Origin of the sequence: Capnocytophaga canis (assembly GCF_000827555.1) — a bacterium.
GTDB lineage: Bacteria > Bacteroidota > Bacteroidia > Flavobacteriales > Flavobacteriaceae > Capnocytophaga > Capnocytophaga canis.
This window is the reverse complement of record NZ_CDOI01000001.1, coordinates 21725-47829: the sequence shown is the minus strand read 5'-3', so window position 1 is coordinate 47829 and position 26105 is coordinate 21725. Positions and strand designations below refer to the sequence as shown.

The 26105-nt window shown below is 36.4% G+C and carries 18 protein-coding genes; 7 read left to right on the top strand and 11 right to left on the bottom strand.

What is annotated here, in order from left to right; genetic code table 11:
• Positions 1–30 precede the first annotated feature (30 nt).
• The 7 genes from CCAND38_RS00170 to ypfJ form a co-directional block, all read right to left on the bottom strand.
• Positions 31–1662, bottom strand: coding sequence for a RagB/SusD family nutrient uptake outer membrane protein (locus CCAND38_RS00170; RefSeq protein ID WP_042342873.1), 1632 nt, complete (start codon positions 1660–1662; stop codon positions 31–33).
• Positions 1663–1673: 11 nt separating this feature from the next.
• Positions 1674–4790 carry a SusC/RagA family TonB-linked outer membrane protein gene (locus CCAND38_RS00165; RefSeq protein WP_052458036.1) on the bottom strand — a complete coding sequence of 1039 codons (3117 nt, stop codon included), beginning with the start codon at positions 4788–4790 and terminating at the stop codon, positions 1674–1676.
• Between the two features lie 314 nt (positions 4791–5104).
• Positions 5105–5806: an LrgB family protein gene (locus tag CCAND38_RS00160; RefSeq protein ID WP_042008736.1), complete on the bottom strand. Its 702-nt coding sequence runs from the start codon at positions 5804–5806 to the stop codon at positions 5105–5107.
• Positions 5803–6153, bottom strand: coding sequence for a CidA/LrgA family protein (locus CCAND38_RS00155; protein ID WP_042342869.1), 351 nt, complete (start codon positions 6151–6153; stop codon positions 5803–5805). Before CCAND38_RS00155 ends, CCAND38_RS00160 begins: the two co-directional genes overlap by 4 nt.
• Positions 6154–6298: 145 nt before the next feature.
• Complete coding sequence (locus CCAND38_RS00150; RefSeq protein WP_042008731.1) at positions 6299–8398, bottom strand: M3 family metallopeptidase; 2100 nt, start codon at positions 8396–8398, stop codon at positions 6299–6301.
• Between the two features lie 206 nt (positions 8399–8604).
• The gene (pruA, locus tag CCAND38_RS00145; protein ID WP_042342866.1) at positions 8605–10230 is read right to left on the bottom strand and encodes an L-glutamate gamma-semialdehyde dehydrogenase; all 1626 of its coding nucleotides are present in this window, start codon (positions 10228–10230) and stop codon (positions 8605–8607) included.
• Positions 10231–10351: 121 nt separating this feature from the next.
• Complete coding sequence (gene ypfJ / locus CCAND38_RS00140) at positions 10352–11212, bottom strand: KPN_02809 family neutral zinc metallopeptidase (protein WP_042008726.1); 861 nt, start codon at positions 11210–11212, stop codon at positions 10352–10354.
• 179 nt (positions 11213–11391) lie between these two features.
• On the opposite strand from ypfJ, the gene ettA reads away from it, so the two are divergent.
• Together ettA and CCAND38_RS00130 are read left to right on the top strand one after the other, a co-directional pair.
• Entirely contained in the window at positions 11392–13083 is a 1692-nt protein-coding gene (gene ettA / locus CCAND38_RS00135; protein ID WP_042008721.1) for an energy-dependent translational throttle protein EttA, read from the top strand.
• 113 nt (positions 13084–13196) lie between these two features.
• Positions 13197–13694, top strand: a complete 498-nt coding sequence (locus tag CCAND38_RS00130) for a hypothetical protein (RefSeq protein WP_042342864.1) — start codon at positions 13197–13199, stop codon at positions 13692–13694.
• A 230-nt stretch (positions 13695–13924) separates the two neighbouring features.
• Here the strand turns inward: CCAND38_RS00130 and CCAND38_RS00125 are convergent, their stop codons facing one another.
• The 4 genes from CCAND38_RS00125 to CCAND38_RS00110 form a co-directional block, all read right to left on the bottom strand.
• Positions 13925–14950 carry a cytochrome-c peroxidase gene (locus CCAND38_RS00125; protein WP_042342862.1) on the bottom strand — a complete coding sequence of 342 codons (1026 nt, stop codon included), beginning with the start codon at positions 14948–14950 and terminating at the stop codon, positions 13925–13927.
• A gap of 356 nt (positions 14951–15306) precedes the next feature.
• Positions 15307–16452 carry a radical SAM family heme chaperone HemW gene (gene hemW / locus CCAND38_RS00120; RefSeq protein WP_082024920.1) on the bottom strand — a complete coding sequence of 382 codons (1146 nt, stop codon included), beginning with the start codon at positions 16450–16452 and terminating at the stop codon, positions 15307–15309.
• An 11-nt stretch (positions 16453–16463) separates the two neighbouring features.
• The gene (gene ruvC, locus CCAND38_RS00115; protein ID WP_082021472.1) at positions 16464–17009 is read right to left on the bottom strand and encodes a crossover junction endodeoxyribonuclease RuvC; all 546 of its coding nucleotides are present in this window, start codon (positions 17007–17009) and stop codon (positions 16464–16466) included.
• Positions 17010–17158: 149 nt separating this feature from the next.
• Positions 17159–17683 carry a hypothetical protein gene (locus CCAND38_RS00110; protein WP_042008711.1) on the bottom strand — a complete coding sequence of 175 codons (525 nt, stop codon included), beginning with the start codon at positions 17681–17683 and terminating at the stop codon, positions 17159–17161.
• A 343-nt stretch (positions 17684–18026) separates the two neighbouring features.
• Here CCAND38_RS00110 and pyrH point away from each other — a divergent pair, with 343 nt between their 5' ends.
• From pyrH to CCAND38_RS00085, 5 genes are all read left to right on the top strand, one after another.
• A complete protein-coding gene (gene pyrH / locus CCAND38_RS00105) occupies positions 18027–18737 on the top strand; it encodes a UMP kinase (RefSeq protein ID WP_042008709.1) in 711 nt (236 codons plus the stop codon).
• Positions 18738–18820: 83 nt separating this feature from the next.
• Positions 18821–19375 (top strand): ribosome recycling factor, encoded by a 555-nt coding sequence (gene frr, locus CCAND38_RS00100; protein ID WP_042008706.1) that lies wholly within the window; start codon positions 18821–18823, stop codon positions 19373–19375.
• A gap of 221 nt (positions 19376–19596) precedes the next feature.
• Entirely contained in the window at positions 19597–21519 is a 1923-nt protein-coding gene (locus CCAND38_RS00095) for a DUF294 nucleotidyltransferase-like domain-containing protein (protein ID WP_042342857.1), read from the top strand.
• A gap of 66 nt (positions 21520–21585) precedes the next feature.
• Positions 21586–22686: a DNA-processing protein DprA gene (gene dprA / locus CCAND38_RS00090; RefSeq protein ID WP_042342855.1), complete on the top strand. Its 1101-nt coding sequence runs from the start codon at positions 21586–21588 to the stop codon at positions 22684–22686.
• 243 nt (positions 22687–22929) lie between these two features.
• A complete protein-coding gene (locus tag CCAND38_RS00085) occupies positions 22930–26097 on the top strand; it encodes a SusC/RagA family TonB-linked outer membrane protein (RefSeq protein WP_042342853.1) in 3168 nt (1055 codons plus the stop codon).
• Positions 26098–26105: the final 8 nt, after the last annotated feature.

Genomic DNA, 26105 nt, shown 5'->3' with positions numbered 1-26105 from the left:
CAGCCAATTATTGAATTATAATTACATCACTTAAAAATTAGGAGTTCCTGTATCCCACCACAAACGTGTACCAGGAGAGTCTTTTCCTTTCAAGAACTGAACTGCTTTGGCCACTTCTTCTTTATTAGTTCCTGTGCGTTCATTTTCAGGAAAACGCAAACGACGAATCATAACGTTAGAGTCAATTTCACCACCACTATTATTCACCTCAATAGGGAAAAGTTTTGGATAACCCGTTCTACGGAATTCAGCCCAAGCTTCTGCTCCGTCAGGGAACATAGCAATCCATTTTTGAGTGATAATTTTCTCCAATTTTTCTTCGTTGGAAGCACCCTCATCCCATTTTACAGTTACAGTTGAAACAGCAGGTTTATCATACAATTTTTCTTTAGGATCTGTATAATCCGCTGGTTTGTTTGTATCGTTTTCAATATAAGCATTTGCTCCAGAAACGCCCCATTGTTCAATGGAAAGTTCAATACCTTTCTTATAAAGATTTTCAGCCGTATCTCCCATGTTCCAACCTCTTAGAACTCCTTCTGCACGTAAAAAATACACTTCCGCAGCGGTCATTAAGGTAATAGGAGTGATGTTTCTTTTTGACATATCGAAACGAGCTCCCAAAGTGGAATAACCTGAACGTAAATCTTTAGCTTTCATATTGATACCTTGACGAATACCTTTATATTTTCCATTCACGTTTTCGTCTTTATCAGTAGCTTTTGAAAAATATTCGGACAAACGAGGGTCTTTCAATCCTGTTAAAATAGATTCCATATCAGCACTCATACGTGAATCATTATAATCATTAGCAACAACGATAAGTGGATGTCCTATATTGATTGTAGGAACTAAAACGTTATCTGCATTCGTTGTAAAAACTCCATACGCATTGTTGATTGCTTTTTCAGCCTCCTTTTGTGCTAATGAAGGATTAACTTTTGACACCCTCATTGCAAGACGCAAACGCAAAGAGTTCGCCCATTTGAGCCATTTTGTGTGTACACCTCCGTAAATCAAATCCGAATCACCCAAACTATTCACATCTTTATTTGGCCCTGCTAAGTGGGCTTCCAAATAAGAAACGGCTTCATCCAATTCAGTGAAAAATTGGTCGTAGATTGCCTCTTGTGAATCATAAGGAGTCGTAGTTCCTCCCAAACCATATTTTGAATATGGAATCGGCCCGTAAAGGTCTGTTGACTTATGCATACCTGCCACTTTGAGAATCAATGAGATGGCATATACGTTCAACGACTCTTTCTTATCCAAGGTCTCAGCCTTCACATTGAACCAAGGCTTCATGATGTTATTATTATACATACCAAAAGCAAACTGATTCCATCCCTCCATCATATGGTAGTTGATATTATTCTTATCTCCATTAAAAGGTGTTGGAGGGGTTAAATAACCGCCGAACATATCAGCATTTAAGTTTTGTGCTATTTGGAATTCCCAGTTTCCCTTACTGTTATTATAGTAAATAGACTGTTCCATTTGTGGGAAGAAAGCCTTTAAGTGCATCCAATCGGCTTTTTTTAACTCCTCAGTGAGCGCGAACGTATCACGATTGTAGTCTTCAAATTTATCTGTACAACCTCCTAATGCAGTTGCTAAAGCTAAAAACGCCAATGATTTTACGGATATTATATGTTTTTTCATAGTGTTTCTAATTAAAAGTTAATATTAATACTAAATCCTACACTTCGTGAAGCTGGCATAGTGAATAAGTCTGCATTAGACAATCCGTTACTACTTGTTGATAGTGTAATTTCAGGGTCGTAAGGAGCCTCATTGTAGAAGAAACCTAAATTACGTCCTATAAGAGACAATCTAACACTTTCTACGTATTTCACACGCTCTACAAGTGATTTTGGAAGAGTGTAAGACAGTGAAAGCTCTCTTAAACGAACATTAGTTGCTGAATAAACTGAAGTTTCTCCCGCAGGTGCTACTTTGTAGTAAGTTTGAGCGTCTATTTTTTGATTGAAAGCTGTTTGTGTTACTACGTCTGGGCTTCCTGTTACTTTTGTTGTAGTTACAAGTGTTCCTGTTAAAGGAATACCTCCGTTATCGCGAGCTTCTGCTGAACGTTGGCTACGTCCGAAACGGTCAAGGATGTTTTGTGTTGATGAAATGACATTTCCTCCAAAACGTCCATCAATTAACAATCCTAATGAAAAGTTTTTGTATGAAAACTCATTTTTAAATCCTATCAAGAATTTTGGATTAACGTTTCCGATATACTCAAAATCATCGCTTTGTTGCAATTGAATTCCTTTATCTACACCATTTTCGATAGTCTGCGTAAGAAGAATATTTCCTTGATTGTCTCGTTTAAGACGTTTTTCGTACATACGTCCCCATTCCTCTCCTTCTTTAAGACGGAATTTATACCCAACAGATGATATTTCAAATCCTTTATCCAAATATTGAGATGGCAATGAAAGTACAGTATTTTTGTTGGTTGAATAGTTTAAATACCCATTCCATTGGAAATCATTTGTTTTGATTGGAGTGAAACCTAAAGTAAGTTCAAATCCTTTATTTTCAACTTCTCCAGCATTGATGTAGTATTGTGAATACCCCGAACCAGAGGTGTTATCCACTTTAAAGTACTGATTTTCAGTAACTGTTTTATATACAGCTGCATCAAAAGTAAAGCGTCCACCCAAAAATCTTAGATTGACCCCTGCCTCAAGAGAACTAGAGCGTTCTGGTTTTAAATCATCGAAAGGTTTCACGGTATTAGCTTCGATAACCCCTCCTTTTTGCAATTTGTCATAAGGCTCTGTTAATCCCCATGGCATATCGTTACCTACTTGTGTCCAAGAGAAACGAAGTTTACCGAAATCAAGCCACTCTGGTTTTGCTTCATTTTGGTCCAACATTTCTGTAAAAACGAAAGATGTACCTACTGATGGATAGAAATAGCTTCTATTATTGGCAGGTAAAGTAGAAGACCAGTCATTACGTCCTGTCACATCTAAATAAAGCATTTCATTATAACCTAATGACACGGTTCCGAATACAGATTGCAATTGTCTATGTGTTCTCTTATTATCGGAACCTCCTTCTATTCCAATGTAGTTTCTCAAGTCAAAAAGATTTGCTATTGCCAAGTTGTGAATTTGGATTTCATTAGTAGTCTCTTTTGTATCAGAAATACTTGTCCCCAATGTGGCACTTATTGAGAATTTTTCATATGATTTGTTTGCAGTCAAAAGAGCGTCCGCGTACATCAAAGCATAATTTTGGGTTTTATGATCATAACGACCTCCTTTTCCTGTTAGGGTAGTCATTCCTGCATGTACTTTTCGTTCTCCTAAAGTAGCTGTTTTATCATAACTTCCTCGCAATTGAAGATTTAACCAACTTGTAAAATTAAATTTAGTATTTAATTTTACAATCGCTTTCTCTACGTTGTATGAATAATTATGACGATTGATTAACCAGTATGGGTTTTTATAAACATCGGTTTGGTTTGCCCAGTTCATGGTCATTAATCCATTCCGTGAAGGATCAGGCACTTCATAAACATCTCTGTATGAATTAAATGCTGTTGTTCCTGCAGGGAAAAGATATAATCCTAAGATAGGGTTAAAATACTGTCCTGGAGCAGCAGGTGCATTTCCTGTATCTTGATGCGTAAGTGCAACACTTCCGTCTACTTCAATAAAATCATCAAAAAGAGAAGTCGTAGAACGCAAACTCAAATTATGTTTATCGAACGTATTATTAGGCATAATACCTGTTGCGGTAGTATTTTGATAGGAAAGAAAATTTTTAGTCACTTTATTCCCTCCGCTAACAGAAACCCCATTTTGTGACATGAATCCTGTGTTGAAGAAATTTTTCACAAAATCATTGCTCAAATCTTGATTGGTACGTGGCGCTCCCCAAGCATCCATTGATGATTGACTCACACCATCAACTCCCATTGTATAACGATCTTGGAATTTATAAGTCAAATAAGGAATATCTGCTTGAACAGAAGAAGTAACTGACACTGCTATCTTTTCAGAATTACCTCTTTTAGTGGTAATCAAAATTACACCGTTAGCTGCTTGGCTACCGTACAAGGCCGCAGCCGTAGCACCTTTTAAAACGTTGATACTCTCAATATCTTCTGGGTTAATACCTGCCATACCATCTCCGGCATCAATACCTCCGCCGTAGCCATCACCAATAGAAGAACCTGAAAAAGCTCCACTGCTAATAGGCGTTCCATCCACTACGTAAAGAGGTTGGTTGTTCCCTTGAATAGAACGATTACCACGCAACACTATTTTTACAGAGCTACCTACTCCTGAACCTGAACCTGAAACAGACATACCTGCCGTTTTTCCTGCCAAAGTGTTCAAAACGTTGCTCGAAGGGACATCCGTCAATTCCTTACCTGAAACAGTTTGTGTAGCATACGACAAACTTTTTTCTTGTCGCTTGATACCCAAGGCCGTAACCACCACTTCTTCCAATTGCTCTGCCTCTTCTTTTAGTAAAACGTTGATTATCAAATCTTTACCCCCCCCTGTCACAATCTTCTCTTGAGAGGTAAAACCTAAGGAACTAAAAACCAAAACATCACCCGAATTGACTTTGATTTCATAGTTTCCATCGAAGTCTGTGGAAACTCCACGAGAAGTATTTTTGACTGAAACACTCACTCCCGCTAACGGAATTTTATTTTCATCAGTAACGACTCCTTTTACTGATACAGTTTGTGCTAATAACGAACTGGAACACCAGCCTAACACAAAGATAAACAATGTTAAAATTTTTACTTTCATAAAATCACTCTGTTTGTTAATAATAGCACAAAATTACATCTTTTTTTGAGAATATAAAAATTTTCATGCTGTTTTTTTAATATATCATTAACAAAACAGGCTTAAAAAAACACATCATCAAATTTTAACATGCTATAACACAATAGTATATAACCTTTTAAATCCGAAAACAAAAAGAAATAAAAAAACGAAAAGTTAAACAAAAACAAATATTTAACGAAATAAAATAATAAAATTCCAAATAAACTGAATGTAAAACAGGAATTAAAGAGAAGAGTCTTGAAAAAAAAGAATTAAAATATTGAATATCAAAACTATAACCAAGGTTCAATAAGTAAAATAATAGGATATGCCAATATTGCTGTAAAAATCCCGTTGAAAATCATACCCAAACTGGCATACGTAGCGTGTTTTTCACTAACATCAAAAGCTGCCATAACTCCCAGTCCATGGGAAGCCGTCCCTAAGGCTATGCCTCGCCCCATTGGACTTTTAACACCAAACCACTGCAAAATTTTAAATCCAAAAAGACTGCCTAAAATCCCTGTAATGATTACAGAAGCTACGGTCAAAGCTGGAATTCCTCCGAGCGTATGTGATACCTCTATGGCAATAGGGGTCGTTACTGATTTTGGAGCTAATGATAAAATAACCTCTTTATCAGCTCCTAAAATTTTAGCAAAAAAACAAACAGAAAGCAAACCCAACACACTGCCTACCAATTGAGAAATCAGTAATGGCACTAATTGCTTTTTGATTTTTGAAGTTTGTAAGTACAAAGGAACGCCCAAAGCTACAATGGAAGGTTTTAACCAAAATTCGATAAAACCGCCCGATGCTGAATAAGTTTCATACGAAATATTAAAGACCAACAAATAACCTATCAACACCGAAACCGTAATGACTACTGGACTCAACAGTGGACTTCTATATTTCCTTTGTAACATTTGCCCACCGTAATAGATAGCAAAAGTGAGGGCTAACAACCATAATGGATTTTCTAAGAAGTTTTTCATTGTTGCTTAATTTTTTTTCTCAAAAATTGATATACATGTCCTGTGCCGACAATAACAATCAATGTACTAACAACAACTGCAATAGTGATTGGCCAAAAACTATTGCGGATAAGATCGAAATAAACCAAAATAGCGACACTGGGAGGTACAAAAAACAATCCTAAGTTTGCTAATAAAAGGTCTGAAATAGCTTTAACCCAATGAATTTTTACCCATCCCAAATGCAAGAAAAGCGTGAGCAGAAGCATTCCGATAATGCTCGAAGGAAAGGGAATGTCGGTAAAATAGACTACCAACTCACCCAACGCCAAACAGCCAAAAATAATTGCACAATAACGAATTAACATTGTTTATAAAGTTATGTGATTAAATTTAAAAAATAATTTATGTGGTCATAATAAAGGGAACAAAACCCAAGCTACAAGTAAGGATTAAATCTATACTTGAAACTTGGATTTTGATACTCATTACTTAATTATTTAAAACTACAACCTATTTCTTGAATCCTCTTGCCTTTAACATAGGCTCAATAGAAGGTTGTTTTCCTCTAAAATCTAAATACATTTTTTCGTAGTCTAAGGTATTCCCTCGAGAAAGAATCATATCTCTAAAACGTTGCCCGTTAGAACGGGTTAAGCCTCCATTTTCGAGAAACCACATGTACGCATCATGGTGTAACATCTCTGTCCATTGATATGAATAGTAACCAGCTCCATATCCTCCACCAAAAATATGAGCAAAATAAGATGAACGATAGCGAGGAGGTACTTCATTGAGAAATAAACCTGTTTTTTTCAATGCTTCTATTTCAAAAGCAGTTACATCTTCAATATGAGTATCCGCTGAAATGGTATGCCATTGCAAATCTAAATTAGCGGCTGCCAACACTTCAGTAAAAGAATATCCTTGATTGAAAGTACTGGCTTTCATTATCTTATCAACTAATGCTTGTGGAATTGGCTGTTTAGTTTCATAATGAACTGCATAGTTACTTAAAATTTCAGGATGCAAAGCCCAGTTCTCATGGAATTGCGAAGGTAGCTCTACAAAATCACGAGCTACAGCAGTCCCTGAAAGCGATGCATATTGCTGATTAGCAAAAAATCCGTGGAGAGCATGTCCAAATTCATGGTACAGAGTCGTCAATTCATCGAAAGTAAGCAATGCAGGAAGTCCGTCAGCAGGTTTCGGATAGTTACAAACATTGTAAATCACAGGTTTTTTACCCAATAATTTCGACTGTTCTACAAAGTTGCCCATCCATGCACCGCCTCGTTTGCTCTCTCGTGCAAAGAAATCACCATAGAACAATCCCAATTTGGAGCCATCTTCCTCAAATAGCTCATAAACAAGTACATCTGGATGATATACGGGGATGTCCTTACGCTCTTTGAATTTAATCCCATACAGACGCTCAGCAGCATAGAAAACTCCTTTTTCTAACGCATTTTTTAATTCAAAATAGGGTTTTAGTTCATTTTCATCCAAATCATATTTTGCTTTACGGACTTGCTCAGCATAAAAATTCCAGTCGTAGGGTGTTAAAACAAAATCTCCGCCAGTAGCCTTAATCTGAGCTTGAATCTCTTTAGCTTCGTCTTTCACTTTACCTACCGAAGCTGGTACTAAATCTTTGAAAAACTGATATATGTTTTCAGGAGTTTTGACCATGGTTTGCTGTAACGACCATTCTGCGTAGTTTTTGAACCCTAACAAATTTGCTTTTTTAGCTCGTAAAACGGCTATTTTTTTAACAATTTCATTAGTATTATGCTTTCCTCCATCGGTTCTGCTCCAAGCAGCTTCAAAGATTTGTCTGCGAGTTGCTCGGTTTTTCAAATCAACAAGGGACGGCTGTTGGGTAGTGTTAAAAGTAGGTACTTTCCATTTCCCGTCGTTTGCAATGCTTTCTAAAGTTTCATTACTTAATCCATCCAAAGCATCTTTGTTGTCAAAGGTTTGAGCTGATGCTAAATTTCCTTCTAACAAAGTTTGATTGAATTCAGTTTGTAGCGAAGCCAACTCGGCATTGTATTGTTTCAAAATTTCTTTGCTTTCTTTTGACAAATTAGCCCCTGAAATTTCAAAATTTTCATAGTAATACTCAAGTAACTTCTTAGATTCAGCATCCAAATTTAGTGATTCACGTTTTCCATGCAACTCCTTAATACGCTGGAATAAATTATCATTCAGGAATATAGCATCGGAATGTGCTGCGAATTTTGCTGATAAATCTTTTTGAATAGCTTTAATGGTATCGTTGGTGTGAGCCGATGCTAATGCGGAAAACACACGTCGAGCTCTACTGAGTTCCTGACCACTTTGCTCCAAAGCGATAATGGTGTTTTCAAAAGTAGGTGCTTCGGTACTATTAGCGATTTTTTCAACACGTTCCACCTGCAATTCCATACCTTTTAACAAGGCAGGACGAAAGTGTTCATCTTTAATTTTCGAAAAGTCGGGAGCAAAATATTCTAATTTACTCTCCACCAACAAAGGATTTTCTTCCATAGGAATTGTCTGTTTTTTGGAGTCATCACAACTTACTAAGGCAAGTACCAAAGCTGTTGTCAACAGATGATTTTTTTTCATTGTGATATATTATTTTTGAGTAAGTAACACATTAAATATTAACGAAAAAACACATTTATACTTTAACCACATAAATACACAATTACGACAGAAATAGTTATTTAAAAAGGTCTAAAAAAAATCGTTTCCATGCTTTGATTAAGCACGAGCGTAACCATTCTTAATAATTCTACCAAAATCGCGTATTTATGTGGTAAACTAAAACGCTATCCTAAAAAAGGATATCTGTAATCCACTGGCGGAACAAATGTTTCTTTAATCAATCGCGGTGATACCCAACGCAATAGATTTTGAGCTGAACCAGCTTTATCGTTTGTTCCAGAAGCTCTTGCTCCACCAAAAGGCTGTTGCCCTACCACAGCTCCCGTTGGCTTGTCGTTAATGTAGAAGTTTCCTGCCGCATCTTCTAAAGCTTTAATTGCCTCATTTAAAGCGTATCTATCTTGTGAAAACACAGCTCCTGTTAATGCGTACTCGGATGTTTCATCTACCAATTTGAGGGTTTCTGTCCATTTTTCATCCTCATAAACATATACCGTAACCACAGGACCGAAAAGTTCAGTTTCCATAGTTGTATATTTAGGATTGGTAGTTACGATTACTGTTGGCTCAATGAAATACCCCTTCGATTTATCATAATTCCCACCTACAAACACCTCTGCATCAGAATCTTGCTTAGCTTGATCGATATATTTTGCTAATTTATTAAAAGAACTTTCGTGGATAACAGCTGTAATAAAGTTTTCCATATTTTCGGGTGAACCCATTTTGAACGAAAGTACATCTTCTTTTACAAAATTAAGGATTTCAGTAGCTTTTGATTTTGGCAGATATACACGTGAAGCAGCACTACATTTTTGTCCTTGGTATTCAAAAGCTCCACGAGTGATTGCCGTTGCCACTTGTTTTGAGATAGCTGAAGGATGAGCTACGATAAAATCTTTACCTCCTGTTTCTCCTACAATTTTCGGGTAAGTTTTGTAATTGTGAATATTCGTACCTATTTTTCTCCAGATATCTTGGAAAACACCTGTAGAACCTGTGAAGTGAATTCCCGCAAAATCAGGACTTGCCAATAAAGTTTCTGTAATCATCGCTGCATCTCCGTTGATGAAATTGATAACTCCGTCAGGAAGCCCCGCTTCTTTGAAAACTTCCATAATTACGTTAGCTGAAAACACCTGTGCATTACTCGGTTTCCATACTACTACGTTGCCCATCAGAGCGGCACTCGCTGGTAAATTTCCTGAAATTGCAGTGAAATTAAACGGAGTTACAGCATAAATAAACCCTTCCAAAGGTCTGTATTCCACACGATTCCAAATACCTTCAGAAGAAATTGGTTGGTCATTGTAGATATTTGCCATAAACTCTACATTGAAACGCAAAAAGTCAATCAATTCACAAGCCGAGTCAATTTCCGCTTGATGAATGGTTTTAGACTGGGCAATCATGGTAGCGGCATTCATTTTTGCTCTGTAAGGCCCTGCAATGAGTTCTGCCGCTTTTAAGAAAATAGCCGCACGTTCTTCCCACGGCATGGCAGCCCATTTTTTACGAGCCTCCAAAGCTGTTTTGATCGCTTTTTCAACATGTTGTTTTTCAGCTAAATGATACTTTCCTACCACATGTTGATGATCGTGAGGAGCGGTCATGTTTTTAGTGTTTCCAGTTCTTATTTCCTCCGAACCGATGTATAGTGGAACATCTGCCTGACTGTTCCAAAGCTCTTTGTATGCTTTTAAAACAGCATCACGTTCAGGCGTTCCTTTTGCATATGACTTTACAGGCTCATTTACAGCCTTTGGTACATTAAAAAATCCTTTTCCCATAAGTTACTTTTTTTGAAAATTTATTTATTATGTCTTACTTTACTTCTTTTCGATTATGTTTTAAAGATTACTCACCTAATTTTGACAAAACAAAATCCTTTTGGTAAGTAAATACAAAAAACTAATTTATTTCATCAAACGTGTTTCCTTGACGGATATCTCCCGTATTGTATCCCTTCATAAACCATTTCACACGCTGTTCAGAGGTGCCATGTGTAAAAGAATCAGGCTCCACATGCCCACGAACACGTTTCTGAATAGCATCATCTCCTACGGCATGGGCAGCACTCATCGCCTCTTCAATATCGCCTTCCTCTAAATATTTCCGATTGTGATGAGCCCATACTCCTGCGTAAAAATCAGCTTGAAGTTCTTGAGCTACAGACAGTTTATTAGCATAAGCTTGGCTTTTCCCTTGCTGTGCTTGTCGTACTTTTTTAGACGTACCAAGCAAAGTTTGTATATGGTGCCCTACCTCATGAGCCATTACGTAGGCGATAGCAAAATCGCCTCCTTTCGCTCCAAATCGTGTACGTAACTCCTCAAAAAAACTCATATCCATATAAATCTTGTAATCCGCAGGACAGTAAAAAGGCCCTACAGAAGCCGTTGCTCTTCCACAAGCAGACTCAACAACATCGGTAAACAACACCAAAGTTGGTTTTTGATATTCACCTAAACTATTTTCTTTAAATATCTTATCCCAAACATCTTCCGTATCTGCCAAAACCGTTGCCGCAAAAGCTCCAATTTGTTTTTGTTCTGGCGTAAGTTCCACATTTGCATCTGCTTGTTGCACTTGTTGGCTTTGGTTAAATTGTTCTAACATAGGGGCTATTGTTTGTCCTGTTTCGCCTCCAAAAACCTGCAGAAGCAGAATAATGATACCTAAAATACCTCCTCCTGCGATGACCTTTTTACCTGCTCCTGAGCCTCTACGGTCTTCAACATTCCCACTTTGCCGTCTGCCTTCCCATTTCATAGATACATAAATTTTTAAAATATAGATGACAAAAATACGATTCTCATCGGTAATATTCAAATTTTTTTGAGAATAATATTCTACCTGAGTAGTTCTATTTGCTTCAACGAAAAAATATACTACCTTTGCAACAAATAATCTTAATATAGTGTCATATTATAAGTTTAAAATAACATAAAATGTCAGACGATAAGAAAGTAATTTTTTCAATGTCGAAGGTAAGCAAAACGTACGCTTCGACTAATAAACAGGTGCTTAAAGACATCTATTTAAGTTTTTTTTACGGAGCTAAAATCGGTATTTTAGGATTGAATGGTTCGGGAAAATCATCTCTTTTAAAGATTATAGCAGGTGTTGATAAAAACCATCAAGGCGAAGTAGTGTTTGCCCCAGGTTACACAGTTGGATATTTGGAACAAGAGCCACAATTAGATGAAAACAAAACCGTGATTGAAGTGGTTCGCGAGGGAGCTGCCGATGTAATTGCCATTTTGGACGAGTTTAACAAAATCAATGATATGTTTGGCTTGGAAGAGGTTTACTCCGACCCTGACAAAATGCAAAAATTGATGGACAAACAAGCTGAATTACAAGATAAAATCGACGCTTGTGGTGGTTGGGAAATCGATAACAAATTAGAAGTGGCAATGGATGCCCTTCGTACGCCTGACCCTGACACTCCTATAAAAGTGCTTTCGGGAGGAGAACGTCGTCGTGTGGCGTTATGTCGTTTATTGTTACAACAACCTGATGTTCTGTTACTTGACGAGCCTACTAACCACCTTGATGCCGAATCGGTACTTTGGCTAGAACAACACCTACAACAATATGCAGGAACGGTCATCGCCGTAACGCACGACCGTTATTTCTTGGACAATGTAGCAGGTTGGATCTTGGAACTTGACCGAGGTGAAGGCATTCCGTGGAAAGGAAACTATTCATCATGGCTTGACCAAAAAGCAAAACGTTTGGCACAAGAGCAAAAAACAGAATCCAAACGCCAAAAAGTATTGGAACGTGAGTTGGAATGGGTACGACAAGGAGCTAAAGGACGACAAGCCAAGCAGAAAGCCCGTTTGCAAAATTATGACCGATTACTCAACGAGGACCAAAAGCAACTAGAAGAAAAACTCGAAATCTACATTCCGAACGGACCTCGTTTAGGCACTAATGTCATTGAAGCAAAAGGAGTTGCTAAAGCCTTCGGGGATAAACTTTTGTATGATAACCTTAATTTTGTGCTTCCACAAGCTGGGATTGTTGGAGTAATTGGTCCTAACGGAGCAGGAAAATCCACAATTTTCAGAATGATTATGGGTGAAGAAACTCCTGATTCAGGAGAATTTATAGTGGGTGATACAGTAAAAATTGCTTATGTTGACCAATCCCATAAGAATATTGACCCTGAAAAATCCATTTGGGAAAATTTTTCTGATGGGCAAGACCTTATTATGATGGGCGGACGGCAAGTTAACTCCCGTGCCTACCTCAGTCGATTTAATTTCAGTGGAAGTGAGCAAAACAAAAAAGTAGCTACGCTTTCAGGTGGAGAACGCAACCGTTTGCATTTGGCAATGACCTTAAAAGAAGAAGGAAACGTACTTTTACTTGATGAGCCTACTAATGACTTAGATGTTAATACATTACGTGCTTTGGAGGAAGGTTTGGAAAACTTCGCAGGTTGTGCAGTAGTCATCTCGCACGACCGTTGGTTCTTAGATAGAATTTGTACGCATATCTTAGCTTTCGAAGGCGATTCACAGGTATATTTCTTTGAAGGAAGTTTCTCTGAATATGAGGAAAACAAACGTAAACGCCTTGGAAAAGAAGTTACTCCAACACGTATTAAGTATAAAAAATTGGTTAGGTAGTCAAGATATTCATTTTTTCAAGAAAAAGAAGGGGATACGAAGTTACGGAATATTTTACATCCCGCTCTGGATCCCCTTTCTTGGTGTGAGATAAATTCAAAAACTCTACAATCATGGAACAGCTTATTGTTATAGCCATTGTACTTTTCTCGACTTTTATTTTCTACAAACTACACAAAGCCTCACACAAAGCGGACAATAAGCTTAAAAAACAAGAGGAAATCGATGAATTATCCTTTTACAAACGAGAAGGTAAACATTTTAGGAAAGCTTTTGATGAATGTTTCATCATACAAGAAAAGGTAAAAGAAGATGTTTTAGACGTGGAAGCTAAAGATTTTAGGGACTACATGACACGACCAGGAAGCAAGTACCGAGACGAGGTTTTTATTGAAAGCAATAAAACTCGCATTTCGTGCTATGCTGAATTGCTTGGAAAAGAACGTTTGCTCTACAAAATTGTAGATTATGACTACACCGTTGTTCAAATGAAAGCTCGAATGCAAGGCTACATCGACTTGTATATCATTGAGGAAACTTATGAAGACGGCGATTATGTGTACGGCTGGTTTTTCGATACAACTTTTTTAGAAAAGGATTTATTTGAATAGTTATTAACACTACTCCTAGAGTATGTAGAGCTAAAAAAACAGGCTAAAACTTTATAAATTAAATCTTTGTACGAATAGAAGCATAGTAATAACCTAACCCCCACTTGAATTATTTTATTGATTATCGGTCTGTTATCACCAAACCTTTCAAAATCATCTCAAAATAATTCAAATGGGGGTTAAACGATTCTACTATTTGTTAACTGAAGTCTATCGGATTTCCTTATTTGTTACAATCTTTTCTGCGTATCGTCAATATCGGCAGTAAGAGTTTTCAAAAAAGCTACTATATCATTCACTTGCTTATCTGTCAGCTCTTTATCTGATTGCAGTTTTGCCATTATCCTTACAGCATCTTCTAATTTTTCTACAGATCCATCGTGGAAATACGGAGCTGTTTTTTCTATGTTTCGCAATCCTGGAACTTTAAAGAAGTATTTTTCTCCTTCATTTTTATTCAAGTCAAACAATCCCGCATCAACTTTTTTACTTTTGGTATGCTCCCAGTAATCCCCAAACAATCCGAATTTTTGGAACATTTGTCCTCCAATGGCTACCCCTGAATGACACGTAATACAACTATTATCTACAAAAGCTTGAAGCCCGTCTTTCTCTTGCTGAGTTAAAGCATGTTCGTCGCCATCCAAGAACTTATCGAATCGTGATACAGGATTTAGCGTACGCTCAAATGCCCCAATAGCATTAGCTATATTTTTAAACGTGATTGGTTGTTCTTGGTCAGGATACACTTTTTTAAACAACGTCTGGTATTCGGCTACCTTTCGCAATCTATTTTCTAAAAATTCTGCATTAGGGATATTGTGTTCCACAGGGTTTAGAATAGGCCCTTCAGCTTGTTCCTCGACATCTTTTGCCCTTCCATCCCAAAACTGCATCGCGTGTAGACTGGCGTGAAATACTGTAGGCGAGTTTCTACCTCCAAGCTCTTTGGTATCCCCTGGTGAAAATGCCAAGTTATCCACACCAAAAGTTTCTAAATTGTGGCAAGAATTACAACTGATGTTCCCATCCTTTGATAAGCGTGTATCGAAATACAGCTTCTTACCTAAAGCGATTTTTTCTTCCGAAATTTCTGGTTTAGGAACAGAGCTAACGGATTTGAAGAACGTTTCAGCTGTTTTTAATAATTCAGATTTTGTTTCTTCAGGATGTACTTCATTGACAACCTGTTTTTTAGGAGCGTTGTTGCAACTTACAAGCACTCCCAGTGACAATAAAAAATAAATTTTACGCATACTTGTTGTTAGATTTGTTAGTTGCTACAAATTTCGTTCTTTTTTTTTGATTTTCCTATTATTTCGAATTGTTTTTCCTACTCAATGAACAAACAAAATTTTAGACCAAATCCAAAAAAAATACGTTTTATTTTTAACTTATAACTAATTGATTATCTTGCTTAAACAAAAAATAAGGGTAATTGCTTCCGAAAATAAACAACGAGAAAATTTGCAACTTCACCAAAAGTAGTAAAACATCTTAACACTTATATTTTTTACTGAAGAAAAAGATTAAAAATCAACCATTTGTACGCGAGTAAAACAACCTTATCCCTGCTTACATTTAATTTTTACACATCGTTTAAAAGCCAAAACTACTCTACCATAAATAAATCAGATGCTATACCATCGGATAGAAATTTTCCTTTTGGAGTGACCCGAAGATAATAACCTTCTAAACGTAAGGTAGCCTCAGCAAAATGTCTTTGGGCTTGTTGCAATAAATAGGTATAATATTTTTCCCCAAACTCTTGCTTCACTTCAGTGATTGAAATACCAATCATTGTACGTATGCGAGTGATTATCAATTCATTATATCGATCGTTTTGCGAAAGCACCTCTTTTTCAGCAGGAAGTTCACCCTTTGCAATCGCCTGTATGTATTTAATATTGTGAGCGATGTTCCAACTGCGTTCACTTCCATTAAAACTATGTGCCGATGGCCCAATTCCCATATATTTTTTCCCAAACCAATAAGCCGTATTGTTTCTACTAAAATATCCTTCTTTGCCAAAATTTGAAAATTCGTAGTGTACAAAACCTGCTTTTATCAAAACTTCAATCATCTTTTGAAAATGGGATAACGACTGATTATCATCAACTTGGGTTATTTTCCCTATTGCGATAAATTTATGCAATGCCGTTTGTGGTTCTACTGTCAGTGCGTAGGCTGATATGTGTGGAACATTGTAAGACAAAGCCTTTTCGAGATTTTGTAGCCAACGCTCATCACTCATATTAGGAATTCCATAAATCAAATCAAGAGTAATATTATCAAAAAAATTCGGTGCTTCCGAAAGCAATCTGTGAACTTGCTCTGTAGAGTGAGCTCGGTTCATCATGCGTAGATCTTCCTCAAAAAACGACTGCACACCAACGCTCAATCGATTAATTTTAAGAGATTTAAATACACATAAACGCTGTTCGGGAGTCTTTCCATCTTTGAAAAAATCGTCGGGATTCGCTTCTATGGTAATCTCTGCATCATCACTAACACAATAATTTTCAAAAACGGTTTGTAGAATACGCTCCAACTCCTGATCGGAGAGAATACTGGGAGTTCCACCACCAAAGTAAATGGTCTGAATAACGGAATTTTCAGCTTCTTTTTTTCTAATTATCAACTCCTTACACAAAGAGTCTACCATCTCACTTCTGCGTTTCAGAGTCGTGGAAAAATGAAAATCACAGTAATGGCATGCCTGTTTGCAAAAGGGAATATGTATGTAAATGCTATGCAAAATTGCTATTTTTATCGGATGCGGTTTTCATTTTGTTTTACAAAAGCTGCCCAACTATTGTATGATTTTTGGGTAGTTACTTTACCGTTATTAAAAAAGTGACATACGGCGACAGCGAGTCCGTCAGTAGCATCAAAATATTTAGGTAATTCTTTTATTTTCAGTAGCTGTTGCAACATTTTTGCAACTTGTTCCTTAGAAGCATTTCCGTTTCCTGTGATTGCCATTTTAACTTTTTTAGGTTCATACTCGGTTATAGGAAGTTGCCGAGAAAGCCCAGCTGCCATTGCTACTCCTTGAGCTCGACCTAATTTGAGCATTGATTGGACATTTTTACCAAAGAAAGGAGCTTCAATTGCTAATTCATCAGGATGATACGTGTCGATAAGTTCTATAGTTCTGTCGAAAATTACACGAAGTTTGATATAGTGATTATCATATTTTTGAAGATGTAACTCATTGACCTGCAACAATTCCATCTGCTGATTTTCAACTTTGATAATACCAAAACCCATAATGGTTGTGCCAGGATCTATTCCTAAAATGATTTTTTCCACAAATTTCTATTGTTTATTTCACACAGACTTTAAACTGCACCTTTTATTACTTGAAGAAGAAATTATCAAAGTGCAATTGTTCAAAAGAAAAAAGAACTGGTTCAAAAAATCCCTGTAAGATTTAGAATTCTTATGTAAAGAATCATCTCCTACTTTACATTCATCACAATTGGAACTCGAAACTGTACACTAATACTAACTCCGTGTTTTGTAGCGGGTTGAATAGGATTTATAGTTGCAATCTCATCTAAGTTATCTGCTAAATCTTCATCAAGAGTAGGCAATAACTCTTTCGTTTTCGCCTTGGCTTCAGTATTTTCCAGCACAGCCTTTCCGTTGTTATCAATTTTAATATTTACAAATATAGTATCCAAAATAGGTTCGGTAACCTCTATTTTTTCGTTTTCCAATCGTTCTTGCAAAAACTTAGAAAAATGTTGTACAAAGCACTGTTTTTGCTCCTCCTTAGACGCTGATTCTGAGCATAATCCTTTAAAAATAGGATATGTATCAACCTCATTCATATCAATCTCAGCAAGTCTAAGATCGGCAATGGAATCCAACTTAGCTTGTTTTATTTTTTCTTTTTCCTCTTCTGTTAAATTAGCTCCACCACCTCCACAGGCTGTTACCAACGTAAGCGATAGATATAAAAACCAAAAGCTATATTTCATAAATAAACATTTACTGCATGATTCAGGTTTCAAAAGTAATATAAAAAATTGATACAAAAAAATAAAACAGGTTTTTTTATTTTATTTATAAAATGTATATATTTGTGGATTATTTAATGTATGGTCGATATAGGGAGTAGTTCTTACAAGATTATTTTCGATTTTCGACCTACATAAACATTTAAAATACAGTTGTATACACCAAATTTTCCAACAACGGTAAGCAACGTAAGTGAATAAAAATCGTTTTATTTGTTTCCTGCAGGTTTGTTTTGCGTTATTCAATGGGCAATTGAAAACTGGGAGCAAATTAATCACTATTATTTTGAAAAATATATATTTTATGAAATACAAAAGAATATTATTGAAATTAAGTGGCGAAGCTCTGATGGGAAGCCGTCAGTATGGCATTGACCCTGCCCGTTTAAAAGAGTATGCTTCTGAAATCAAGCAAGTTGTGAAAGAAGGCGTTGAAGTTGCTATTGTGATAGGTGGCGGAAACATTTTTAGAGGTGTTGCTGGAGCAAGTAATGGAATGGACAGAGTTCAAGGAGATTATATGGGAATGCTTGCAACAGTAATCAATTCGTTGGCATTGCAGAGTGCTTTGGAAGATGAGGGTATTTATACGCGTTTGCAAACGGCTATTAAAATGGAAGCTATTGCGGAACCTTTTATCAAACGCCGTGCGGTTCGCCACTTGGAAAAAGGACGTGTCGTAATTTTTGGTGCGGGTACAGGAAATCCTTATTTCACAACCGACTCAGCAGCAGTACTTCGTGCTATTGAAATCAATGCTGATGTGATTTTGAAAGGTACTCGGGTGGACGGAATTTACACTGCCGACCCAGAGAAAGATTCAACCGCAACCAAATTTGAACGTATTACATTCGATGATGTGATGGATAAAGGTCTGAAAGTGATGGATATGACTGCTTTCACACTGAGCCAAGAAAACAATCTACCGATTATTGTTTTCGACATGAACAAAAAAGGAAATTTGATGAAGGTTGTAACTGGCGAAAATGTGGGTACCACAGTTGATGTGAAGTAACTTCTCTTTGTCAGAGCCATAAAAATCGGAATTGATAGAAAATAAAACACTTAAAAAAACAAACAATTTTTTATATTATAAATATGAACGAAGAAATTAACATTATTCTAGAAAGTACTGAAGAAGCAATGCAAAATGCCTTAGCTCATTTAGAAAAAGCTTTAGTAAATATTCGTGCAGGAAAAGCAAGTCCACAAATGTTAGGGAGCGTTTTTGTAGATTACTACGGTTCACAAACTCCTCTAAGCCAAGTAGCTAACGTAAGCACACCCGATTCTCGTACGATTACTATCCAACCGTGGGAAAAAAGTATGATTCAGCCTATTGAAAAGGCAATTTTGGTTGCTAACTTAGGTTTTAACCCTATGAATAACGGTGATTATGTAATCATTAGCGTACCTCCTTTAACCGAGGAACGCCGTAAAGATTTGGTAAAACAAGCTAAAGGAGAAAGCGAAGATGCTAAAATTAGTGTACGCAACGCCCGTCAGGAAGCTAACAAAGAAATCAAAAAAGTAGAGACTTCAGAAGATATCAAAAAAGATGCTGAGGAAAGGGTACAAAAACTAACGGATAAATACATCAAAAAAGTAGATGAAGTTTTAGCCGTTAAAGAATCTGAAATCTTAAAAGTCTGATTCCTTCATCTTACGAGTAAAGATAAAATAGTTTTTAATCTCACACATACACGAAGCATGAAACCGTAATGGATTCTTTCTAAATGAAAACAAGACAGTTACACTTTGAATGTTTGGCTACAAGATTAGAATAAAAAAATCAAAACTTTGTCAAATAGCCTATATTTTGACAAAGTTTTGAAATAAAAAAACTCAGCGAAAACCTGACATGATCTCTCCGAATGAAAAATACAATCGCCAATAGAGTTAATGATTTTCTAAAAAAATTCCCTCCCTTTGATATTATTGATCAAGAAAACTTACTTAATTTATCCAAAGAGGTTACCATTATTTATTTGGAAAAAGGGAAAATAGTATTCAATGAGCAAGACCATCCACACGATTATTTTTATATCGTAAAAGAAGGTGCCATTGAAATGCGACAAACAGTGAATGACAATTTTGAGATGGTCGATATCTGTGATGAAGGTGATGTTTTTGGGGTACGTCCCATAATTACGAACACACCTTATCAAATGAGTGCTATTGCTCAAGAAGAATCTATTATTTATGGCATCCCATCCAAGGATTTCAGACCTCTGATTGAAAAAGATACCAAAATCGGATTGTATCTGATCGAAATATTCGCTTCAAAAACTCGGAACCCATATTCAATAGATCATACGAAGTATTTATATCAGAATTTTGATAGAAACATGCTTCAAAAGGATTTTTTTGAACTTCAACCAGCTGTTTACGTCAAAAAAGTGGTCAAAGCCAGTCCCGAAGAATCTATACAACAAATAGCAACCTTGATGACCGAAAAAAGGGTGAGTAGCATCGTAATTGTGGATGCTGACAAAAAACCCTTGGGAATTGTTACGGATAAAGATTTGCGAAAGCAAATTGCTACCAGTTATTTTTCATTGGACATGCAAGTTTCACAGGTAATGAGCAGTCCAGTGCGTACCTATCCCAAACAGATGACTATCGCAAAAGCTCAATTCGAGATGATAAAAAATAACATTAATCATCTGATTATCACTGAAGACGGTACAAATAACACTCCTACGATTGGTATCATGACTCAGCACGACATCGAAACTGTTAAAGGAGATAGCATCCCTGAGTTGATGAAAGCGGTGAAACGCTCCAAAAAGTCAAAGCACCTGAAAAGTATCCGCCAACAATCCATTAATTTATTAAAGGGATACGTAATCCAAAACATACCTTTGGGATTGATCACCGATTTGTTTCATCAGTTGTTCGAGGCAATTACTTCAAAAGCTATTGAATTGTGTATCAAACGTATGCCGACACCTCCACCCGTACGTTTTGCATGGGTTAGTTTAGGGAGTTTAGCACGAAAAGAGCAGTTTCTCATCACCGATCAGGACAATGCCATTGTCTTTGAAGATGTTACTGAGGAACACTATGAACAGACTCAAACCTATTTTTTGCAATTAGCAAATAAGATAAATACTATGTTAAACAAGATTGGTTATGACTATTGTCCTGCAAATATGATGGCAAAAAATCCGAACTGGTGTTTGAGTTTATCAAAATGGGAAGAACAATTCAAATCATGGGTATCAAATGCGAACGATGCTGATTTACTAATGTTTTCAATTTTTTATGATATGTCGTTTAGCTTTGGAGAGGCTACATTAGTGAATAAATTAAGTGATAAAGTGTTCGAATTTACACAAACCAATGAACGATTTATGGCATTGTTAGCAAAAAGTGCTTTGGAAAACCCTTCTCCATTAGGATTTTTTAGAAATTTTATCGTAGAACACGATGGAAAATACAAGGATCAATTCGATCTGAAGGCCAGAGCTTTAACTACCATTAGCGATATTGCACGATTGTTAGCTTTGTCACACAAAATCAAAAATATAACTAACACTGCTGAGCGATTTGAAAAATTAGCCGAACTTGAACCTCAAAATAAAGAAATATTCCTAGCCTGTGCCTATGCTGCCAAAGCCTTACTTAAATTCCGTATAAAAAGTGGATTAAAAAATGATGACAGCGGTAGATACCTGAATATCAAAAATTTAAATAAAGAAGAAAAGACAAAACTAAAACGCTGTTTCAAAACGATTTCCAACGCTCAAGAATTGATAAAACTGCGATTTAAATTGAATTTAACGTATGTTTAGGTCAGTCGTTAATAATATCAGGGGTTAGCATATAGCGTATAGCTTACAGCTTAAAAAAACAAAAACATGCAGGAAGAAGAATTATTATACACGATAGCTTTGAAAAAAATTCCGATGGTAGGCGACATTACAGCTAAAAAACTACTTGCTCACTTTGGAAGTGCCAAAGCTATATTTTCAATCAAAAAACATCATTTGGAGCGTGTTAGCGGTATTGGAGAAAAACTCTTACAAAATTTTTCCTCCTCTGCTGACTATCTACGTCAGGCAGAAACTGAGCTTGAATTTATCCTGAAAAATAACATCAAAGTTTGTCACTACAACGACACTGACTACCCTACTCTATTGAAACAATGCGTTGATAGCCCGATTATATTCTACCAACGTGGAAACATAAATTTGGCTAACAAACGTATTTTAAGCATTGTTGGAACTCGAAATATAACTCCGTATGGAATTGCTTTTTGTGAAAAAATAATTGAAGAACTATCTGATTTAGACATAGTTATTGTTAGTGGATACGCCTATGGCGTAGACATTCTGGCTCATAAAACGGCTATGAAGCACAATTTACAGACAATCGCTTGCTTAGCTCATGGATTGAATACTATCTACCCTAATCAACATGCTAAATATATGGCAGAAATGGAAGCTAATGGCGGATTCATTACTGATTTTGGTATTGATAGTAAATTCGATCGAAAGAATTTTCTAAGCCGTAATCGGATTATTGCTGGTTTATCAGAGGCTACTATCGTAATTGAATCGGGAATCAAAGGTGGAAGTTTAGTTACTGCAGACATTGCTTTTTCATATAACCGCGAGGTCTTTGCCGTTCCTGGAAGAGCTTCCGACCCTTATAGCTTGGGATGCAATATGCTGATACGCAATGAAAAAGCTCGAATTTTACTCTCTGCTCAAGATTTATTATATCACCTAAATTGGGATAAACCTAAAGCCAAAACCATTCAACAAGAATTATTCGTTTCTTTAACTCCCGAGGAAGAAAAAATACATAATCACCTGAAAAACAACGGAAAGCAATTATTGGATTCGATAGCTATAGACTGTCAACTTCCTATTTACAAAGTATCTTCCTTATTATTTCAATTAGAAATGAAAGGAATGGTTCGTCCGTTTCCTGGTAAACTTTTTGAGGTGATATAAGTGAAGATTCCATATTTATACCAAATCATCTCTGTCTGCATATATAGAAAATCTATAATGATATTTTCAAAATTTAAAATCGTTTTATTTTTATTCTAACAGAAAAAGTTAACTCTTTACTTCTGAATACTTTAAAAACAAACATTTTTTTATTTAATAATATGTTAAAAAAAAACAACCTTTTCTTTGCTTTTAGTAAATATATACATATCTTTGTGCCATTATTAACAAACACATAAATTTATGAAAGTAAAAATTTTAACCTTGTTTATGTTTGTGTTAGGATGGTGCTTCAGTCCGCTATTAGCACAGACAGTATCAGTAAAAGGAGTTGTTACTGATGAAAGCAAAATTCCGTTAGCAGGAGTAAGTATTTCTATCAAAAACACCTCGCGTGGGGTTTCTACTGATTTTGATGGAAACTATGAAATCAAGGCTAATCCAGGTGATGTTTTGGTTTTTAGCTCTTTGGGCTTCACCTCTCAAGAAAAAACCGTGACAGGGGGGGGTAAATCACTAATAATCAATGTTTTACTAAAAGAAGAAACTGAACAACTTGAAGAAGTTGTGGTTGTTGGATTTGGGACTCAGAAAAAAGTAAATCTGACAGGTGCGGTTACTTCTGTGGATGCTAAAACATTAGAATCTCGCCCTGTAACTACAGTTACAGAAGCCTTACAAGGCGTAGCTCCTGGATTAAACATTTCTACATCAAACTCAGGAGGGCAATTAAATACCACTAAGGGAATAAACATCAGGGGAGCTGGTACAATAGGTACGGGCTCTACATCCGGACCCTTAGTTTTAATAGACGGGATGGAAGGAAACATGAATGCTTTGAATCCTAACGATATTGAAAATATCTCCATCCTAAAAGATGCAGCAGCAGCGTCAATTTACGGTTCAAGAGCTCCTTTCGGAGTTATACTAATCACTACCAAAAAAGGAAAAGCAGGAAAGGTTTCTGTTAATTACAGTTCTAGTCTTAGAGCGGATTCTCCCATTATTCGTCCTAAAATGGTAGATTCTTACACTTGGGCATTATATTTCAACGATGCCGATGTAGGGGGTACACAATTTAGAGAAGAAAAACTACAACAGATCAAGGATTTTCAAGAAGGTAAAAGAACGGAATATATGTTCCGAAACAGCTCTAACAAATGGGAAACTTGGGATGTACATGACTTGTTACCCGTTGCAAATACTAACTGGATTGACGAGCATTACAAAAGAGCTTCCTTCTCAACGGAGCATAACCTAAGTGTAAATGGAGGATCAGAAAAAGTACAATACTACCTATCAGCTAATTTTCTCAACAGAGATGGTCTTTTCCGCTATGCTCCAGAAACGTTCGATCGTTATACACTAACAGGGAAAATTAATGCGCAAATTAACGATAAATTGAAACTAGGATATAGCACCCGATTTGTACGTCAGGATTATGAAGCTCCTTCTTATTTAAGTAATAACGGTGTATTCTTTCATGATATTATCCGCTATTGGCCTATCATTCCTTTAAAAGATCCTAATGGGTTTTATGCACGTGAAAGTAAAGTAGCGTACCTACAAGATGGTGGACGTCAAAAATCTCAAAAAGATTGGTTATACACACAGTTAAACGCTTCTTATAAAATATTAGACAATTGGGATTTAAAAGTTGAATTCAATTACAGAACTCATAGTGAATTTGCACACACTGATTACTTGACAGCATATGCTCATGATGCAGATGGGATTCAATATCCTATCCATAATCAAACGTCTTCAGTAAAAGAATATGCCTATAAGCATAACTTTTTTAACCCAAATATCTATAGTAACTACCACCTTGATTTGGATAATGGGCATAATTTTAAATTTATGGTAGGTTTTCAGTCAGAAATTCTTAAAGACAGAAATTTGGGAGCTGAAAAACAAAATATAATTACTCCTCTCAACCCTACTTTAAATACAAGTGCTTCTAGTGATAAGGTAACCAATGGAGGGTATGGACATTGGTCAACTACTGGATTCTTCGGTCGTATAAATTACGACTACAAAGGAAGATACTTGTTGGAAGTAAATGGAAGATACGACGGAACAAGCCGATTCTTGAGAGATCAACGTTGGAACTTCTTCCCATCAGTATCTGTAGGATGGAATATTGCTCAAGAAAGTTTCTGGGAACCATTACAAGAAAAAGTAAGTACATTAAAACTTAGAGGTTCTTGGGGAGAATTAGGGAACCAAAATACACAAAACTGGTATCCTTTCTATTCAGCAATGGGATATCACCCTAATGCAGGAGCTTGGATTTTAGGAGACAAAAGACCTACAACATCATCGATGCCCGGATTAATTAGTACAGACTTAACTTGGGAAACCGTTCGTTCTTGGAACATTGGTTTGGATGTGACTGCTTTTAATAACAGATTCAACTTCTCATTTGACTATTTCAACAGAGAAACTCTTAATATGGTAGGGCCTGCACCTGAACTTCCTCAAACCTTAGGGACTGCTGTTCCTCGAACAAATAACGCGGATATGCTATCTTCAGGTTTCGAATTGAGCCTAAGTTGGAGAGATAAAATTGGCGAAGATTTCAATTATGGAGTAGGTGTTTTATTGTCTGATTCACGTCAAAAAGTGTTGAAATATCCAAATCCTTCTTTCGCTTTAAACAATTGGTATGAAGGAGAAATTGTAGGTGATATTTGGGGTTATACCACCATCGGTATTGCAAAAAGCCAAGCAGAAATGGATGCTCATTTAGAAAAAGTAAAACAAAATCAATTGGGTAGCAATTGGAGTGCTGGAGATATTATGTATGCTGATTTAGATGGTGACGGAAAAATTTCAGGAGGAGAAAATACTGTTAAAAACTCTGGCGACCGAAGAATCATCGGTAATAGTTCTCCTCGATATAATTTCGGTGTCAACTTAGATGCTTCTTACAAAGGCTTCGATGTCAAACTATTCTTGCAAGGTGTAGGAAAAAGAGATTTCTCTGCGGGAGGTTCTTACTTCTGGGGAGCTAATGGAGGTAAATGGCAAACTGTTGTATTCGAAGAGCATTTGGATTACTTCCGTGACGATGCAAGTCATCCGTTCGGTTTGAATATGGATTCTTACTACCCACGTGCTGATTGGGGCTCAAATAGAAATAAACACACACAAACTAGATACTTGCAAAACGCAGCTTATTTACGAGTTAAAAACTTGCAGTTTGGTTATACTATTCCTCAAGAGTATCTTTCCAACACTGGAATTTCAAACCTAAGAATTTATGTGTCAGGAGAAAATATTATGACTTTTACTAAATTGAGTAAATTATACGATCCTGAAATGCTTGGAATTGGTTATGGAGGAGAGGGAATGAAAACTTATCCGCTTTCCAAAACCTGGTCACTTGGTTTAAGTTTAACCTTATAATTTTGATA

What these genes read in the sequence shown, in the direction of transcription:
- CCAND38_RS00170 (WP_042342873.1), bottom strand. Translation starts at nt 1,662, where the DNA reads ATGAAAAAACATATAATATCCGTAAAATCATTGGCGTTTTTAGCTTTA.
- CCAND38_RS00165 (WP_052458036.1), bottom strand. Translation starts at nt 4,790, where the DNA reads ATGAAAGTAAAAATTTTAACATTGTTTATCTTTGTGTTAGGCTGGTGT.
- CCAND38_RS00160 (WP_042008736.1), bottom strand. Translation starts at nt 5,806, where the DNA reads ATGAAAAACTTCTTAGAAAATCCATTATGGTTGTTAGCCCTCACTTTT.
- CCAND38_RS00155 (WP_042342869.1), bottom strand. Translation starts at nt 6,153, where the DNA reads ATGTTAATTCGTTATTGTGCAATTATTTTTGGCTGTTTGGCGTTGGGT.
- CCAND38_RS00150 (WP_042008731.1), bottom strand. Translation starts at nt 8,398, where the DNA reads ATGAAAAAAAATCATCTGTTGACAACAGCTTTGGTACTTGCCTTAGTA.
- pruA (WP_042342866.1), bottom strand. Translation starts at nt 10,230, where the DNA reads ATGGGAAAAGGATTTTTTAATGTACCAAAGGCTGTAAATGAGCCTGTA.
- ypfJ (WP_042008726.1), bottom strand. Translation starts at nt 11,212, where the DNA reads ATGAAATGGGAAGGCAGACGGCAAAGTGGGAATGTTGAAGACCGTAGA.
- ettA (WP_042008721.1), top strand. Translation starts at nt 11,392, where the DNA reads ATGTCAGACGATAAGAAAGTAATTTTTTCAATGTCGAAGGTAAGCAAA.
- CCAND38_RS00130 (WP_042342864.1), top strand. Translation starts at nt 13,197, where the DNA reads ATGGAACAGCTTATTGTTATAGCCATTGTACTTTTCTCGACTTTTATT.
- CCAND38_RS00125 (WP_042342862.1), bottom strand. Translation starts at nt 14,950, where the DNA reads ATGCGTAAAATTTATTTTTTATTGTCACTGGGAGTGCTTGTAAGTTGC.
- CCAND38_RS00110 (WP_042008711.1), bottom strand. Translation starts at nt 17,683, where the DNA reads ATGAAATATAGCTTTTGGTTTTTATATCTATCGCTTACGTTGGTAACA.
- pyrH (WP_042008709.1), top strand. Translation starts at nt 18,027, where the DNA reads ATGAAATACAAAAGAATATTATTGAAATTAAGTGGCGAAGCTCTGATG.
- frr (WP_042008706.1), top strand. Translation starts at nt 18,821, where the DNA reads ATGAACGAAGAAATTAACATTATTCTAGAAAGTACTGAAGAAGCAATG.
- CCAND38_RS00095 (WP_042342857.1), top strand. Translation starts at nt 19,597, where the DNA reads ATGAAAAATACAATCGCCAATAGAGTTAATGATTTTCTAAAAAAATTC.
- dprA (WP_042342855.1), top strand. Translation starts at nt 21,586, where the DNA reads ATGCAGGAAGAAGAATTATTATACACGATAGCTTTGAAAAAAATTCCG.
- CCAND38_RS00085 (WP_042342853.1), top strand. Translation starts at nt 22,930, where the DNA reads ATGAAAGTAAAAATTTTAACCTTGTTTATGTTTGTGTTAGGATGGTGC.